At 72.8% G+C, this 16,438-nt stretch carries 14 protein-coding genes; 6 read left to right on the forward strand and 8 right to left on the reverse strand.

The window, feature by feature from the left end; translation table 11 throughout:
- Window positions 1–21 precede the first annotated feature (21 nt).
- Both ADL22_RS07110 and ADL22_RS07115 read left to right on the forward strand, forming a co-directional pair.
- Window positions 22–564, forward strand: a complete 543-nt coding sequence (locus tag ADL22_RS07110) for a DUF1203 domain-containing protein (RefSeq protein ID WP_066974849.1) — start codon at window positions 22–24, stop codon at window positions 562–564.
- A 39-nt stretch (window positions 565–603) separates the two neighbouring features.
- The gene (locus ADL22_RS07115; protein WP_066974850.1) at window positions 604–834 is read left to right on the forward strand and encodes an antitoxin; all 231 of its coding nucleotides are present in this window, start codon (window positions 604–606) and stop codon (window positions 832–834) included.
- A gap of 363 nt (window positions 835–1,197) precedes the next feature.
- Here ADL22_RS07115 and ADL22_RS07125 read toward each other — a convergent pair whose 3' ends face one another.
- The 3 genes from ADL22_RS07125 to pepN form a co-directional block, all read right to left on the reverse strand.
- Window positions 1,198–2,229: an aspartate-semialdehyde dehydrogenase gene (locus ADL22_RS07125; protein WP_066974853.1), complete on the reverse strand. Its 1,032-nt coding sequence runs from the start codon at window positions 2,227–2,229 to the stop codon at window positions 1,198–1,200.
- A 180-nt stretch (window positions 2,230–2,409) separates the two neighbouring features.
- A complete protein-coding gene (locus ADL22_RS07130) occupies window positions 2,410–3,453 on the reverse strand; it encodes a hypothetical protein (protein ID WP_066974855.1) in 1,044 nt (347 codons plus the stop codon).
- Between the two features lie 124 nt (window positions 3,454–3,577).
- Window positions 3,578–6,166: an aminopeptidase N gene (pepN, locus tag ADL22_RS07135; protein WP_066974857.1), complete on the reverse strand. Its 2,589-nt coding sequence runs from the start codon at window positions 6,164–6,166 to the stop codon at window positions 3,578–3,580.
- Between the two features lie 117 nt (window positions 6,167–6,283).
- Between pepN and ADL22_RS07140 the strand changes: the two genes are divergently transcribed.
- On the forward strand, window positions 6,284–6,928 hold the full coding sequence (locus ADL22_RS07140) for a DsbA family protein (RefSeq protein ID WP_066974858.1): 645 nt from the start codon (window positions 6,284–6,286) through the stop codon (window positions 6,926–6,928).
- A gap of 129 nt (window positions 6,929–7,057) precedes the next feature.
- On the opposite strand, the gene ADL22_RS07145 is transcribed toward ADL22_RS07140, so the two are convergent.
- The 3 genes from ADL22_RS07145 to ADL22_RS07155 form a co-directional block, all read right to left on the reverse strand.
- Window positions 7,058–7,699: a superoxide dismutase gene (locus ADL22_RS07145; protein WP_066974860.1), complete on the reverse strand. Its 642-nt coding sequence runs from the start codon at window positions 7,697–7,699 to the stop codon at window positions 7,058–7,060.
- Window positions 7,700–7,885: 186 nt separating this feature from the next.
- Window positions 7,886–9,307 carry an amino acid permease gene (locus ADL22_RS07150; RefSeq protein WP_066974862.1) on the reverse strand — a complete coding sequence of 474 codons (1,422 nt, stop codon included), beginning with the start codon at window positions 9,305–9,307 and terminating at the stop codon, window positions 7,886–7,888.
- A gap of 279 nt (window positions 9,308–9,586) precedes the next feature.
- Entirely contained in the window at window positions 9,587–10,969 is a 1,383-nt protein-coding gene (locus ADL22_RS07155) for an amino acid permease (protein ID WP_066974864.1), read from the reverse strand.
- 357 nt (window positions 10,970–11,326) lie between these two features.
- Here ADL22_RS07155 and ADL22_RS07160 point away from each other — a divergent pair, with 357 nt between their 5' ends.
- On the forward strand, window positions 11,327–11,926 hold the full coding sequence (locus tag ADL22_RS07160; RefSeq protein WP_066974866.1) for a biotin transporter BioY: 600 nt from the start codon (window positions 11,327–11,329) through the stop codon (window positions 11,924–11,926).
- 73 nt (window positions 11,927–11,999) lie between these two features.
- Here ADL22_RS07160 and ADL22_RS07165 read toward each other — a convergent pair whose 3' ends face one another.
- Window positions 12,000–13,445 carry an amino acid permease gene (locus tag ADL22_RS07165; RefSeq protein WP_066974867.1) on the reverse strand — a complete coding sequence of 482 codons (1,446 nt, stop codon included), beginning with the start codon at window positions 13,443–13,445 and terminating at the stop codon, window positions 12,000–12,002.
- A 188-nt stretch (window positions 13,446–13,633) separates the two neighbouring features.
- On the opposite strand from ADL22_RS07165, the gene ADL22_RS07170 reads away from it, so the two are divergent.
- On the forward strand, window positions 13,634–14,122 hold the full coding sequence (locus ADL22_RS07170) for a ribose-5-phosphate isomerase (RefSeq protein WP_066974949.1): 489 nt from the start codon (window positions 13,634–13,636) through the stop codon (window positions 14,120–14,122).
- 110 nt (window positions 14,123–14,232) lie between these two features.
- Entirely contained in the window at window positions 14,233–15,054 is an 822-nt protein-coding gene (locus tag ADL22_RS07175; protein ID WP_066974869.1) for an Fpg/Nei family DNA glycosylase, read from the forward strand.
- Between the two features lie 35 nt (window positions 15,055–15,089).
- Here ADL22_RS07175 and ADL22_RS07180 read toward each other — a convergent pair whose 3' ends face one another.
- Window positions 15,090–16,319 (reverse strand): GNAT family N-acetyltransferase, encoded by a 1,230-nt coding sequence (locus tag ADL22_RS07180; RefSeq protein WP_066974871.1) that lies wholly within the window; start codon window positions 16,317–16,319, stop codon window positions 15,090–15,092.
- Window positions 16,320–16,438 lie beyond the last annotated feature (119 nt).

The following is a 16,438-nucleotide window of genomic DNA, read 5'->3' on the forward strand; positions in this document are numbered from 1 at the left end:
CGCGGCGCCGATCCTGGCCCCATGACCACGTACACACCGCTGGCGATCCCGCCCGCCGCACTCGCGGAACTGCGCACCACCGACGACTCCGGACGCCCCATGGAGCCGTTCACCGCCCGCCCGGACGGCACGCCCCTGGACTGCGTCGGCAGCCCCCTGCGCTGCTGCCTGCGCCCCATCGAGCCCGGCGAGGAGGTCGCCCTCGTCTCCTACGCCCCGCTGCGCCGCTGGGCGGCCGCCACCGGCGCCACCCCCGGCGCCTACGACGAGGCCGGCCCCGTCTTCCTCCACGCCCGCCCGTGCGCCGGCCCGCCCCCCTCACCCGCCCACTACCCCTTCGCCCGCCCCGGCGCCCTGCGCACCCTCCGCCGCTACGACCACCAGGGCCGCATCACCGGCGGCCGCCTCCTCGAGATCCCCGCCGACCCCGCCCCCGCCTTCGACGCCGCTTTCGCCGACGCCTTCACCGACCCGCAGGTCGCCCTCGTCCACGTCCGCGCCGTGGAATACGGCTGCTTCCAGTTCGAGGTGCGGCGGCCCGGTGGGGCAGCGGCGGCCGGATAACGGGTGGCAAGGGAGGCTCCTCCCCGGGATCCTTCCGCCATGGAGACCAGCGCCGGCCTTCCCGAAGGGAACGCCGCCTACCTCGACGCGTACCCGACCCGGACCGGGGTCGCATCGCGATCCGCCGCCACCCACGCCGCCATCGAGCAGCCGCGCGCGGCCGAGCTCCGGGCCGACTACGCAGCCGCCTTCACCGAGTGGGACGCGAGCCAGGACGCCGCGTTCTGGGACCGCTTCACGGCGGACGGGCCGGCCGATGGGGTGCGGTGACATCTACCCGGCCGACTACGGGCCGGCGCGCGGAAGCGAGGACGACAAGGCCCGCCCGGCTGCTCCGATACGGCAACAGGACAGCGGGAAGCCGGAGGACGAGGGATGAAGGGGCGTTCGTGGCGCGAGGTGCGCGCCGAGGCGTGTGAGCGGTACCCGCGGATGGCTTCTCAGGAGGCTGAGCAGGCCCGTGCACGGGTGCGCGCGGAGAACGAGGCCCGGATCCGGGGGCACGAGCTCGCAGCCCTCCGTCAGGAGGCGGGGCTGCCCCAAGAGGGGTGAGGATCGCGCAAGGACTCCGAAACGCCCCCGGGGCCCGGCGGAACGTGTCCGTGCGGGCCCCGGGTCGTGGTGCGGGGTGGGTCAGTCGCGGAGTTCGGCGGCGACGAGTTCGGCGATCTGGACGGCGTTGAGGGCGGCGCCCTTGCGGAGGTTGTCGTTGGAGACGAACAGCGCCAGGCCGTTCTCGGCGGTCTCGTCGCGGCGGATCCGGCCCACGAAGGAGGCGTCCTGGCCGGCGGCCTGGAGCGGGGTGGGGACGTCGGAGAGGGCCACGCCGGGCGCGGCGGCCAGCAGCTCCTGGGCGCGCTCGGGGGAGAGCGGGCGGGCGAAGCGGGCGTTGATCTGGAGGGAGTGGCCGGTGAAGACCGGGACGCGGACGCAGGTGCCGGACACCTTCAGCTCCGGGATGTCCAGGATCTTGCGGCTCTCGTGGCGGAGCTTCTGCTCCTCGTCGGTCTCGTTCAGCCCGTCGTCGACGATCGAGCCGGCCAGCGGCAGGACGTTGAAGGCGATCGGGCGGACGTAGGTGTCGGGGGCCGGGAACTCCACGGCCGCGCCGTCGTGGGTGAGCTTGGTGGCGTCCTGCTCGATGACCTTGCGGGCCTGGCCGTCCAGCTCGGCGACGCCGGACAGGCCGCTGCCGGAGACCGCCTGGTAGGTGGCGACGACCAGGGAGACCAGCCCGGCCTCCTCGTGCAGCGGGCGCAGCACCGGCATGGCGGCCATGGTCGTGCAGTTCGGGTTGGCGATGATGCCCTTGGGGCGGTCGGTGATGGCCTGCGGGTTGACCTCGGAGACCACCAGCGGGACCTGCGGGTCGCGGCGCCAGGCCGAGGAGTTGTCGATCACGACCGGGCCGGCGTCGGCGACCTTCTGCGCCAGCGCCTTCGAGGTGGCGCCGCCGGCCGAGAAGAGCACGATGTCCAGGCCGGAGTAGTCGGCGGTGGCCGCGTCCTCGACGGTGATCTCGGTGTCCTGCCAGGGCAGCGTCCGTCCCGCGGACCGGGCCGAGGCGAACAGCCGCAGCTGCTCGACGGGGAAGTTGCGCTCGGCGAGAATCCGCCGCATCACACCGCCGACCTGACCGGTGGCTCCGACGATTCCGATCCTCATGGGACTCCTTCTTTCTGCCCCGGCCCGCCGGCCGGGCTCCGGGTGTCTGGTGGGAACACCTGCTCAGTGGCTCTCCCATCATGTGTGTGAGACCCGTCGCCTTGTCCAATCCGTTCCAGTGGGTGGAGATCGGGACGAGGGGGCGGACACGGACGGTGTGCGGGGAATCGCCGAACGTGGTCAGCGGGGGAGGACCGTGAGGTACGCGGCCGGTTCGCGGTCGGCGGCGGCCATCAGGGCGGTGCGGATCACGGTGGCCTGCTGCTCGGGGGCCTCCCGGAGGGTGCGCGGACGGCAGCGGACGACGATGACGCCGAGCCGTTCGAGGCGGTCCTGGTGCTCGTCCCCTGGAGCGGTGCACAGCTCCCCGGCGTCGTCTGCGTCGCCGGCGGCCGGCCGGGGCGCGCGGGTGTCGATCTCGACGGCGACCGCGTACTCCGGCCAGTACGCGTCCACCCCGCCCAGGTACGGGCCGCCGGGCAGCCGCAGGTCCACGTTCCACACCGGCTCCGGCAGCCCGTACGCGCGCACCGCGTCGTAGAGCCGCTGCTCGGCCAGCGCCCGGCCCTCGGCCATCAGGGCGTCCACCGCGTCCACCACGTGCGGGCGGGTCAGCAGCCGGGCCCGGGTCAGCTCGCGGACCACCGCGGCGGCCTCGCAGTGCCCCCCGCGCACCGCCTCGGTCAGCAGCCGGCGCACCACCGCGCCGTCCGCGAGCCCGGCCACCGCGTCCGCCAGCGCCCGCGCGGCCGGCGCCGTGGGCACGCCGGTGACCTGCTGCGGGACCGGCAGCTCCGCGCCCCGGACGATCCGCGCGAAACCGGCCGAGCGCAGCCGCCGGGTCCGCGCCACCAGCACCTCGATGCGGTCCAGGGACAAAAGCGGCGGCGCGGCCGCGAAGCCGTGCAGGGCGAGCGCCGCCAGCCCGGTGATCATCGGCTCCCGGGCGGTCTCCGGGGTACGCGGCTGGGCCGGCACCGACGGGCCGCGGTAGCGCGCGTACAGCAGCGCGGCGTGCAGCCGCTCCTGGCTGGTGGGCGGCCCCTGGTGCAGCAGGTGGACGCCGGGCAGCAGCTGCTGCCAGGGCCCGCCGGGGCGGCAGCGGTCGGCGATCTCGGCCGGCGCCACCCCGTGCGCCCGGAGCTGATGGGTCGTCAGGACCGGGCAGCTGCCGTCGGCGAGGTGGTGCAGCGGGACGGGGGAGAGCGGGGTGTCGTGGTTCATGCCGGGTCGATGCCCGGCCCCGCTCTCCCCCCTAACCGCTGTTACCCGCCTGTGGCACAAGCGGGACAATCCTGCCCTCAAGTACGGGCGTTCGACGGCCGATCAGGGCTGGTCGCGGCCCGGGTCACGGCCGCGGCCCGGCCGCCGCGTCACAAGCCTGTGCCCGCAGCGCCCGCGCCAGGTCGTCCCGCTCCTCCAGCACCAGCCGGCGCAGCGCGGGCGCCGCCTGCGGATGCCCGGCCAGCCAGGCGTCCGCGGCGTCCAGCGCGCCCTGGTCGACCTGCCAGGCCGGGAACAGCCCGCGCACCACCGCCATCCCGATCTCGATGGACCGCTCCCGCCAGATCCGCTCGATCTCCGCGAAGTACCGCGGCGCGTACGGCACCAGCAGCTCCCGCTGCGCAGGGCGGGCGAAACCGGCGATGGTCGCCTCCACCAGGGCGTTGGACAGCGCGTCGGACTCCACCACGTCCGCCCAGGCGGCCGCCTTCACCTCCGCCGAGGGGCGGGCGGCCAGGCAGCGCACCTGGTGGCGCTTGCCGGACGCGGTGTCGTCGCGGGCCAGCTCGCCCGCGAGCCGCTCCTCATCGGCCGCCCCGTGCGCCGCCAGCGGCAGCAGGAACGCCCAGCGCAGCTCCTGGTCGACCACCAGCCCGTCGATCCGCGCGGTGCCGTCCAGCAGGCCCTGGAGCAGCTGGAGGTCGGCCGGGGTGGTGGCCACCGCGGCGAAGTGCCGGGCCCAGCTGAGCTGATGGCCGCTGCCCGGCTCGGCCAGCCGCAGCTCCCGCAGCGCGCTCTCGGACAGCTCCCGGGCCGCCCGCTCGCGGAACTCCGGCGCCACATAGTGCTCCAGCGCCGCCTCCGCCTGCCCCAGCACCGACTGGAGCACGCCGATCACACTCTCCCCGCCGGCGAAGCGCCGCACCAGTTCCAGGAAGTCCCGGCCCGGCATCAGCCCGTCCCGGGTCAGCCCCCACAGCGCCGCCCAGCACAGCGCCCGGGCCAGCGGGTCGGTCAGCTCGCCGAGCCGGGCCCGCAGGGTCTCCAGCGACCCCTCGTCGAAGCGGGTCTTGCAGTACGTGAGGTCGTCGTCGTTGACGAGGATGAGGTCCGGCCGCTCGGCCCCGGCGAGCTCCGGCACGGCCGTCCGCGGACCGGTGACGTCCACCTCGGCGCGGGCCCGGCGCACCAGCGCCGAACCGTCCTCGGAGCGCCCGTACAGGCCCACCGCGACCCGGTGCGGCCGCAGCTGGGGATGGTCCGGCGACGCCTCCTGGAGGATGCTCAGCTCGGTGATCCGGTCCTGCGCGTCGTACGTCACCTGCGGGGTCAGGGAGTTGACGCCGGCCGTCTCCAGCCACGCCCGCGACCAGGCCGCCATGTCCCGGCCGGAGGTCTCCTCCAGCACCGCCAGCAGGTCGGCCAGCCGGGTGTTGCCGTACGCGTGCCGCTTGAAGTAGCGCCGCGCGCCCTCCAGGAACGCGTCCTGGCCGACGTACGCCACCAGCTGCTTGAGGACGCTGGCGCCCTTGGCGTAGGTGATGCCGTCGAAGTTGAGCTTGGCGTCCTCCAGATCGCGGATGTCGGCCGTGACCGGGTGGGTGGAGGGCAGCTGGTCGGCGCGGTACGCCCAGGACTTGCGGCGGTTGGCGAAGGTGATCCAGCCGTCGGTGAAGCGGGTCGCGCCCACCTGCGCGAAGCTGCCCATGAAGTCCGCGTAGGACTCCTTCAGCCACAGGTCGTCCCACCAGTGCATGGTGACCAGGTCGCCGAACCACATGTGCGCCATCTCGTGCAGGATGACGTTGGCCCGCCGCTCGTACGACGCCTCGGTGACCTTGCCGCGGAAGATGAACTCCTCGCGGAAGGTGACGCAGCCGGGGTTCTCCATCGCGCCGAGGTTGTACTCCGGCACGAACGCCTGGTCGTACTTGCCGAACGGGTACGGGAAGTCGAAGTGGTCGTGGAAGAAGTCCAGGCCCTGCTTGGTGACGGTGAAGATCTCGTCCGCGTCGAAGTGCCGGGCCAGGCCCTTGCGGCACAGCGCGCCCAGCGGGACGGTCAGATCGGTGCCGTCCTCGAAGATCCGGCGGTAGGTGTCGGTGGCGTAGTGGTACGGCCCGGCGACCACGGCGGTGATGTACGTGGAGATCGGCTTGGTGGTGGCGAAGCGGTGCGTGCCGCCCTCGGTGGGGCCCTCCTGGGCGCCGTTGCTCAGCACCAGCCAGCCCTCGGGCGCGGTGACCTCGAAGGTGAACGGCGCCTTGAGGTCGGGCTGTTCGAAGTTGGCGAAGACCCGGCGGGAGTCGGCGGGCTCGTACTGGGTGTAGAGGTAGACCTCGCCGTCCTCGGGGTCGATGAAGCGGTGCAGGCCCTCGCCGGTCCGGCTGTAGGCGCACCGCGCGTCCACGACCAGGGTGTTCTCCGCGGCCAGGCCGTCCAGCGCGATCCGGGTGCCGTCGAAGACCGCGGCCGGGTCCAGCGCGCGGCCGTTGAGGGTGACGGAGGTGACCGAGGGCGCCAGGAGGTCGGCGAAGCTCGACGCGCCCGGCTCGGCGCAGCGGAAGCGGATGGTGGTCCGGGAGCGGAAGGTGTCCGCCTCGGGACCCCGGGCGACCGCTGAGCGGACGTCGAGCGCCACGTCGTACCCGTCGACCGTCAGCAGCCGGCCCCGCTCACGTGCCTCGTCCCGGGACAGATTCTCGCCTGGCACGGTGTGCCTCCCTCACCCTCGTCTCGGATATCGAACACGGGGAATCATGGCACGCACCCCCGCGGTTGAAGCGTGCACGCAAGCACCGCAGGACCACGTACGCACTGAGGAGATCCCGTGTCCGAGACCGCGAAGACCCCGGCCGACTTCTGGTTCGACCCGCTGTGCCCCTGGGCGTGGCTGACCTCCCGCTGGATGCTGGAGGTGGAGCGGGTCCGCCCGGTCCAGGTGCGCTGGCACGTCATGAGCCTGGCCGTGCTGAACGAGAACAAGCTCGGTGAACTCCCCGAGCAGTACGCCGAGAACATGCGCCCCGGCGGCAAGGCGTGGGGCCCGGTCCGGGTGGTGATCGCCGCCCAGCAGCTGCACGGCGACGAGGTCGTCGGCAGGCTCTACACCGCCCTCGGCACCCGCTTCCACAACCGCGGCGAGGGCATCACCCGCGAGTCCATCGCCGGGGCCCTGGCCGACGCGGGCCTGCCGGCCGAGCTGATCGAGTACGCCGACAAGGACACCTACGACGCCGAGCTGCGCGCCTCCCACAAGGCCGGCATCGACCTGGTCGGCCAGGAGGTCGGCACGCCCGTGATCGCCGTTCCCGGCCCGGACGGCGAGCAGATCGCGTTCTTCGGGCCGGTGGTCACCCCGGCTCCCAAGGGCGACCAGGCCGCCCAGCTCTGGGACGGCACCCTCGCCGTCGCCTCCATCCCCGGCTTCTACGAGATCAAGCGGACGCGCACGGAAGCCCCGAAGTTCGACTGACGCCCGGCCGGAACAGGCGGAGCCCCCTGGCGAGTCACGTCCTCGCAGGGGGCTCCGCCCTTTACGCGCCTGCCCGCGTGAAGGGTGAGAAGACGATCACGAGGCAGGCCGTCCTCGGTCGCTACCGGGTCACGGGGCCAGCAGCAGGTTGTTCGCGCGCTCCTTGGCGGCCGTGTACCGCTTGGCCACGTCCTGCCAGTTGACGACCTTCCACATCGCCTCGATGAAGTCCACCTTCTGGTTCTTGTACTGCAGGTAGAAGGCGTGCTCCCAGGCGTCGAAGACCAGGATCGGCACCGAGCCCTGGCCGACGTTGCCCTGGTGGTCGTAGATCTGCTCGACGATGAGGCGGCCGGTCACCGGCTCGTAGGCCAGGACGCCCCAGCCGGAGCCCTGCGTGGTGGCGGATGCCTTGGACAGCTGGGCCTTGAACTTGGCGAACGAGCCGAAGTTCTCGGCGATGGCGTCGGCCAGCTCGCCCACGCCGTCCTTCTCCAGCGGCTCGCCGCCGCCGTCGCCGGTCATGTTGTGCCAGTAGATGCTGTGCAGGATGTGGCCGGAGAGGTGGAACGCGAGGTTCTTCTCCAGGCCGTTGATGCTGCCCCACTGGTCCTTGTCGCGGGCCTCGGCGAGCTGCTCCAGGGTGTCGTTGGCGCCCTTGACGTACGCCGCGTGGTGCTTGTCGTGGTGCAGCTCGATGATCTCCGGGCTGATGACCGGCGCCAGCGCCGAGTAGTCGTAGGGGAGTTCAGGAAGAGTGTAGGTCGCCATACCGGCCCCGCCTCCAAGCTGCGTAGTCGCCGTAGTTGCAATCCTTGTGCAAGAGCACGCTACCAGCAGGAGTGATCACGGGCCCGTCGTGGCTGCCGTCTTGGTCCCAAAGACCGAAGGCGGGGCGGGACCTCGGAAGGAGGTCCCGCCCCGCCTTTCGGGGGTCGCGGGGGAGCGGCCGCGCGCCTACCGGCGGGCCAGCGTCCGCTGCCGGATCAGCCCGGTGACCGCCAGCACGATGCCGAAGCCGCCGGTGAAGAGCAGCTGGATCCGCTGGCTGTCGTCGCGCAGCATCAGCACCAGCACCGCGACGATCCCGGCCAGCGCCACCCACGTCAGATACGGGTACGCCCACATCTTGACCACCAGCTTCTCCGGCGCCTCGCGCTCCAGCTTCCGCCGGGTGCGCAGCTGGGCGGCGGCGATGAAGCCCCAGACCACCAGGGTGGCGGCGCCGACCATGTTCAGCAGCCACTGGAAGACCGTGGTCGGCCACCAGAAGCTGAACAGCACCGCCAGGAAGCCGAACGCGGCGCACAGCAGCACCGCGCGGCGCGGCACCCCGCCGGTGACCCGGCCCAGGAACGCCGGGCCCTGGCCGCGGGCGATCAGGGAGTACGCCATCCGGGACGAGCCGTAGATGTTGGCGTTCACCGCGGAGAGCAGGGCGATCAGGATGACCACGTTCATGATCTGGCCGGCCGCCGGGATCTTGAGGTAGTCCAGCACCGCCACGTACGGGCCGCTCTTGGCGATGGACGGCGCGCTCCACGGGATGACGGTGACGATGACCGCCATCGAGCCGACGTAGAACAGCGCGATCCGCCACATCGCGGTGCGCACCGCGCGGGCCACGCCGCGGACCGGGTCCTCGGACTCGGCGGCCGCGATGCTCACCGTCTCCAGGCCGCCGTAGGCGAACACCGACGCCAGCACGCCGACCATCAGGCCGTCCACGCCCTTGGGCAGGAAGCCGCCGTGGCCGGTCAGGTTCGAGGCGCCGGGCGCGGAGGTGCCGGGCAGCAGGCCGAAGATGGCCAGCACGCCCAGGACCAGGAAGACCGTGATCGCGGCGACCTTCAGGGCGGCGAACCAGAACTCGAACTCGCCGAAGTTGCCGACCGCGGTGAGGTTGGTCGCGGTGAAGACGATCATGATCAGCAGGACCCACATCCACGGCTGGGTCGCCGGGAACCACTGGTGCAGCACGTCCGCGGCGCCCAGCGCCTCGGCCGCCACCGCCACGCACAGCAGCGCGGTGAACATCCAGCCCGCGGTGAAGCCGGCCCACGAGCCGATGGACCGGTCGGCGTGCACCGAGAAGGAACCGGACGCCGGGTGGGCCGCGGACATCTCGCCGAGCATCCGCATGACCAGCATGACCAGGGCGCCGGAGACCGCGTAGGCCAGCACGATGGACGGGCCGGCCGCCGCGATGCCCGCGCGGGAGCCGACGAACAGCCCGGCGCCGATCACCCCGCCGAGGGCGATCATGGAGAGATGGCGCTGCTTGAGGCCGTGCGACAGCGCGCCGCCGTCCTGGGCTGCGCCCGGGGCCGCGGTGGACCGCGCACCGGCGGACGCGGCGGACGGGGGTGTCCGATTCATGTCGTACCTGTCCCAGTAGGTGAGATGCGGGCGGGGCGAAACTGCGTTTTCCCGGTGCCGCGGACGGCTCAACTCCGGGGTCGTCGGCAAAGCTGGCTCAGTTTGAGCGTCCCTGTCCGCTGAGGGCAACAGTCGTGCAGCGATTGTTCGGTATTCAGACGCGATCGTGACCGAGCGTGTCTGATTGATCGTCGAATGCGAGGGGATGTGACGTACGTCTCGGAAGCGCCCGGGACGCCCGGAGTGCCGTCCCGTCAGCGGGCGGCGCCCCCGCGGCCCTCAGGCCCGGGCCCGACGGTCCCTCAACTCCCGTAGACCGGCCACGACCAGCACCGCCGCGGTCGCCCCGGCCGACCACAGCAGCTGCGGCCGGGCGGTGTCATCGGTCAGCATCAGCACGATCACCGCGCCCATCGCCAGCAGCGCCACCCACGTCAGATACGGGAACGCCCACATCCGCAGCACCAGCCGCTCCGGGGCCTCCCGCTCGATCCGCGGCCGCAGCCGCAGCTGCGAGACGGCGATCAGCCCCCAGACGAACAGCAGCACCGCGCCGACCGCGTTCAGCAGATAGAGGAACACCGAATCCGGCCACTTGAGATTCAGCAGCACCGAGACGAAACCGAACGCCACCGACGCCAGCACCGCCCGGACCGGCACCCCGCCCCCGGACACCTTCAGCAGCCCGCGCGGCGCCTCCCCGCGCTCGGCCAGCGAGAACACCATCCGCGAGGAGCCGTAGAGATTGGCGTTCAGCGCCGACAGCAGCGCCACGAACACCACGATGTTCATGATCTGCCCGGCGCCCGGCACCCCGATGTGGTCCAGCACCATCACATACGGGCTCTTGCCCGGCCGCATCGACGACCACGGCAGCACGGTGACGATGACCAGCATCGACCCGACGTAGAAGAAGAGGATGCGCCAGACCGCGCTGCGCACCGCCCGGCCCACCGCCCGCGCCGGATCGTCCGACTCGGCCGCCGCGATGGTGACGACCTCCAGCCCGCCGAACGCGAACACCACCGCCAGCACCCCGGAGACCACCCCGCCCCAGCCGTGCGGCAGGAACCCGCCCTGGCCGGTGAGGTTGGCCAGCCCGACCGGCGCGGTGTCCGGCAGCACGCCGAAGACCGCCAGCAGGGCCAGCACCAGGAACAGCACGATCGCGGTGACCTTCAGCGCCGCGAACCAGAACTCGAACTCCCCGAAGTTCTTCACCGCGGCCAGATTGGCGGCGGTGAAGAACACCATGAACAGCAGCACCCAGCCCCACTGCGGCACCGCCGGCACCCAGCCGTGCGCGATCTGCGCCGCGCCGGTGGCCTCCACCGCCAGCACCACCACCAGCAGGAACCAGTACAGCCAGCCCACGCTGAAGCCCGCCCAGCGCCCCAGCGCCCGCTCCGCGTGCACCGAGAACGCCCCCGACGCCGGCATCGCCGCCGACATCTCCCCGAGCATCCGCATGATCAGCATCGCCAGCGCCCCGGCGATCAGATACGACAGCACGATCCCCGGCCCGGCCACCGCGATCCCCGCCCCGGAGCCCACGAACAGCCCCGCGCCGATCACCCCGCCCAGGCCCAGCATCGTCAGATGGCGCTGCTTGAGCCCCGCGGACAGCGGTTCTTTCTCGACCAGGGGCGGTGCGTCGTGCATCGGTTCGTCACTTTCGCAAGGTGCGCAAAGGGCCGGGCCCCCGGAAGGACCCGCCCGGTTTGGGGGAACTCCACAGCTGACCGCGGAGCCGTCCCAGTGTCCCCGGCCGCCCCGGGCTACCACAAAACCGGCACCGGACCAGCGGCCCGGCCGTGACGAGCATCACGTGACCTGCGAAGACGTACCGCGGCCGGGCCGCCTCCGGCATGCTGACCGTTGTCCGGAAGTCACCGAGCGGAACGGTGCGGCTTTGTCACCGCCACACCATGTCCGCCGCCGTCCGCCTGAACTACCGTCATCACGTCCCGCCGGACCGGCCCTGTCGGACCGGTCCTCCTCACACCCGCGGAGTCCCTGATGAGTACAGCCGCCCCCGCCCTCCGGCCCGGAGCCGTCCTCGCCGACCTGCTGCCCGCCGCCACCGCCACCCGCGCCCGCGTCCGCGACGCCGCGCTGGTCGGCGGCGGCGCCGTGCTCACCGGCATCGCCGCCCAGATCGCCGTCCCGATCCCCGGCTCCCCGGTCCCGGTCACCGCCCAGACCTTCGCCGCCCTCCTCGTCGGCGCCTCGCTCGGCGCCCGCCGCGGCCTGCTCTCGCTGGCCCTCTACGCCCTGGCGGGCATGGCCGGCCTGCCGTGGTTCGCGGGCGGTGCCTCCGGTGCCGGCGGCGCCACCTTCGGCTACGTCCTGGGCATGCTGCTGGCCGCCACCGCCGTGGGCGCGCTGGCCCGCCGCGGCGGCGACCGCGGGGTGCTGCGCACCGCCGCCACCATGGCCGCCGGCAACGCCGTGATCTACGCGATCGGCGTCCCGTACCTGGCGTTCGCCACCGGCATGTCCCTCGGCCAGGCGATCGCGGTCGGCATGGTGCCGTTCCTGATCGGCGACGCGGTGAAGATCGCCCTGGCGATGGGCGCGCTGCCGGCCGCCTGGAAGCTGGCCGGCCGCCGCGCCTGACCGCCCGGCACCGGATACGCGGCGGGGCCCGCACCTCGGGAAAGAGGTGCGGGCCCCGCCGTGTTCCGAAGAGTCACACCTGCTCCGGCGCCTCCGCCTCGCGGGGCCGCCGCCGCTGGAGCACCAGCCCGGCGGCCAGCACCACCACGGCCGCCACCACCGACAGCACCATCTGCTCCCGGCCGTCCTTGTCGTAGAACATGTAGCCCACCACGAAGACGATCAGCGCGATGGTGGCGTACGTCAGCCACGGGTACAGCCACATCCGCACCGTCAGCCGCTCCGGCGTCTCCCGCTCCAGGACCCGCCGCATCCGCAGCTGCGAGACGCAGATCACCAGCCAGACGAAGAGCGCCACCGCGCCCGAGGAGTTCAGCAGGAACTGGAAGATGGTGTCCTTCGAGGTGTAGCTGAAGATCGTCGCGATGAAGCCGAAGGCCACCGACGCCCAGATCGCCACCGCCGGGACGCCGCCCTTGTTGACCGTCGCGAACGACTTCGGCGCGTCGCCGCGCGCACCGAGCGAGAACGCCATCCGGGACGCGGTGTACAGGCCGGAGTTCAGGCAGGACAGCACGGCGGTCAGCACCACCACGTCCATCACCACGTCCACGTACGGGATGTGCAGCGACTTCAGCACCGCCACGTACGGGCTCTTGGCCACCTCCGGGTCGTCCCACGGCAGCAGCGTCACGATCACCGCGATCGAGCCGATGTAGAACAGCGCGATCCGCCAGATGACGCTGTTGACGGCCTTGCGGACGGCCACGACCGGGTTCGGCGACTCGCTCGCCGCCAGCGTGACGATCTCGCTGCCCATGAACGAGAAGACCACCAGCAGCATGCCGGAGAGGATCGCCCCCGGGCCCTTCGGCAGGAACCCGCCGTGCCCGAGGAGATTGGCGGTTCCCACCGCGTGGTGCCCCGGCGGCAGCCCGAAGATCGCCAGCGCGCCCACCACGATGAAGATCACGATCGCCACGACCTTGATCCCGGCGAACCAGAACTCGAACTCGCCGAACGAGCCCACCGAGACCAGGTTGGTGCCGGTCAGCACGATCATCACCAGCAGCGCCCAGGCCCACTGCGGCACCGCCGGTATCCAGCCGGTCAGGATCGCCGCCGCCGCGGTCGCCTCGACCGCCAGCACCACCGACCAGAAGAACCAGTACAGCCAGCCGATGGTGAAGCCCGCCCACCGGCCCAGCGCCCGGTCCGCGTACGCGGAGAACGACCCGGAGGTCGGCGAGGCCGCGGCCATCTCGCCCAGCATCCGCATCACCAGCACGACCAGCAGCCCGGTCAGCGCGTAGGAGAGCAGGATGCCCGGCCCGGCGGCCTTGATGCCGGCGCCGGATCCGACGAACAGGCCGGCGCCGATCACCCCGCCGATGGCGATCATGGAGAGATGGCGGTTCTTCAGTCCGGCCTGGAGCCCGTCGGGCGACCGGTCCGCGGAGCCGTTGCCGGGTTGGCCGGCAGTGGGGACCGCGGGGGAGGCAGGCGGGTGCGCGCCCATGTGCACCGTCCTTCGTGGTTCTCGGTGTCGAACCCAGGCATTAGAACCTTGTAAACGACCGTTTGGAAGACCCGAATCCGTATCGTTGCCGTTACCGGCGGGTTGTCCGAAGCCGCAGGCCGCGGCGGCCGGGCGGGTCACCGCCCCGGTGGGCCCTACCCGCTGCGCGGCATGCCACACTCATGCCCATGCGCGTGTACATCGGCTCCGACCATGCCGGCTTCGACCTCAAGAACCACCTCGTCGACTGGCTCAAGGCCAACGGCCACGAGCCCGTCGACTGCGGCCCGCACATCTACGACGCCCAGGACGACTACCCCCCGTTCTGCCTGCGCGCCGCGGAGCGGACCGCCGCGGACCCGGACAGCCTCGGCATCGTGATCGGCGGCTCCGGCAACGGCGAGCAGATCGCCGCCAACAAGGTCAAGGGCGTCCGCGCCGCGCTGGCGTGGAGCGAGGAGACCGCCAAGCTCGGCCGGGAGCACAACAACGCCAACGTCGTCTCCGTCGGCGGCCGGATGCACACCACCGAGGAGGCCACCCGCTTCATCGAGGTCTTCCTGGCCACCCCGTACTCGGGTGAGGAGCGCCACACCCGCCGCATCGAGATGCTCTCCGCCTACGAGACCACCGGCGAGCTCCCCCCGATCCCGGCCCACCACCCGCAGCAGGACTGACGCCTGGCGGCCGGTTCGTGCCCGTTCGTTCCGCTTTCAGCGGGAACGGGTGGGCGCGACCGGCCCCACGGGCCGCGCCACAGAACGCAACCTCCGGAGGACCGCACCCGATGCCCGAAGGGCACACCATCCACCGCCTCGCGCTGGACCACCGGGAACGGTTCGAGGGCCGCACGATCCGGGCGACCAGCCCGCAGGGCAAGTTCGCCGCCGGCGCCGCCCTCATCGACGGCGCGGTCATGGACACCGCCGAGGCACACGGCAAGCACCTCTTCCTCGGCTTCGGCCCGGACCGCTGGGTCCACATCCACCTCGGCCTCTTCGGCAAGCTCGGCTTCGGCACCGCGCCGCCCCCGCCGCCCACCGACACCGTCCGGCTGCGGCTGACCGGCCACGGCCACCACGCCGACCTGCGCGGCCCCACCACCTGCGCGCTGATCACCGACGCCGAGAAGCGGGCGATACACGACCGGCTCGGCCCCGATCCGCTGCGCCCCGGCGAGGACGGCGACCGCGCCTGGCGGCGGATCTCCCGCAGCCGCACCACCGTCGCCGCGCTGCTGCTCGACCAGAAGGTGATCGCCGGCGTCGGCAACGTCTACCGCGCCGAGGTCCTCTTCCGGCACGGTATCGACCCCTACCTCCCCGGCCGCGACCTGCGCCGCGACCAGTGGGACGCGATCTGGGCCGACCTGGCCGCCCTGATGCGGGAGGGCGTGCGGAACAACCGGATCGACACCGTCCGCCCCGAGCACACCCCCGAGGCCATGGGCCGCCCGCCCCGGGTCGACGACCACGGCGGCGAGGTCTACGTCTACCGGCGCACCGGCGCGCCCTGCCTCCTCTGCGGCGACGCGGTGCGCACCGCCGGGCTCGCGGCCCGCAACCTCTTCTGGTGCCCCACCTGCCAGCCCGCCGCCGCCCGGCCGTGAGCGCCGCCCGCCCGTAAGCGCCGCCCGGCCCCGCGTCAGAACCCGTGCGGCAGCCAGGGCGCCACCTCCGACCCGAACGCGAGCGACGCCGCCGCCAGCGCCCCCGGCCGCAGCTCCCGCACCCGCCCGGCCCCGGCCAGTGCCGTCAGCGTGCAGCCGCCCAGATACGCCGACCCCAACTCCCGTACCGACAGCGCCAGTTCGGCCGCATCGGTGGTCCGCTCGCAGCGGGCGCCCCGGGCGTCGCCGGACAGCCGCCACCGCCCGGCGTTCCAGGGGCAGAACGCGTCGGCGACCTCCAGCACCACGTCCACCGGCGTCCGGTACGTCCGCGCCGCCAGCGCCGCCCCCACCTCCACCGGCCGCACGAACAGCCCCTCGCGCAGCCCGAGTCCGCAGCGCCGCTGGTCCGCCACCAGATGCGGCAGCGGGTCGTCCACCGGCCGGCCGCGCGCCACCACGGACGAGGTCAGGTCGATCCCGAACAGATAGCGCCACAGCGCCGCGTGGACCACCGGGTCCAGCGCGTCGAGCTGGCGCAGCTGCACCGTCCCGCACGGCCCGGCGTCGTCCCAGCCCGGCTTGACGGCATACCGGGCATACCCCCGCACCTCGCCGTCCACCTCGGCCAGCACGCACTGCAGCGGCCCGGCGCCGTCCCGCTCGCCCTCCGGGTCGAGCACCCCCTGGCGGTCCCGGCCGGGCCGCCGCGCCAGCATGCCCGGCCGGCCCGGCACCAGCGCGGCGTAGACCCGCTCGCACTCCGGGAGCGCGGCCACCGGATCCGCCAGCCGCAACCGCACCCCGTCCGCGCCGGGCGGCTCCGGGGCGGCCAGCCGCACCGTGTCCACCGCCATCCGCAGCTCCCAGGTGGCCGGGCCGTACCCGAACCGCCCGTAGATCGCCGGCTCGCTCGCGGTCAGCAGCGCCAGCGGCTCCCCGCGCTCCCGTACGCCGTCCAGCTGGCGCCGCATCAGCTGCGTGAGCACCCCGCGCCGCCGGTGCGTGGGCAGGACGCCGACCAGCGTGACCCCGGCGGCCGGCACCTCCGCGCCGCCCGGCACCGTTAGTCCGAACGAGAACGACCCGGCCGTCCCGACGATGCCGCCGCCGTCCCACGCCGCGAGCGCCCGCTCCGGCTCGACCACCGACCGCCACCACGCGGCCCGCTCGGCCGACTCCCTGAGCCCGCCGAACGCCACGTCCACGGTCTCGAACCAGGCCGCCAGATCGGCCTCCCGCACCAGCCGCACCTCTGCTGTCATACGCCATCCCTAGCAGCATCCGCTCCGGCCACGCGACCGCATTTCGAACGCGAATTCCTGGAAATCCACCGGGTGACGTGCAATGAATCGACGCGCCGCCGAACGGGTGGATAAGGTCC

The organism is Streptomyces sp. NRRL F-4489 (assembly GCF_001509485.1).
Lineage (GTDB): Bacteria > Actinomycetota > Actinomycetes > Streptomycetales > Streptomycetaceae > Streptomyces.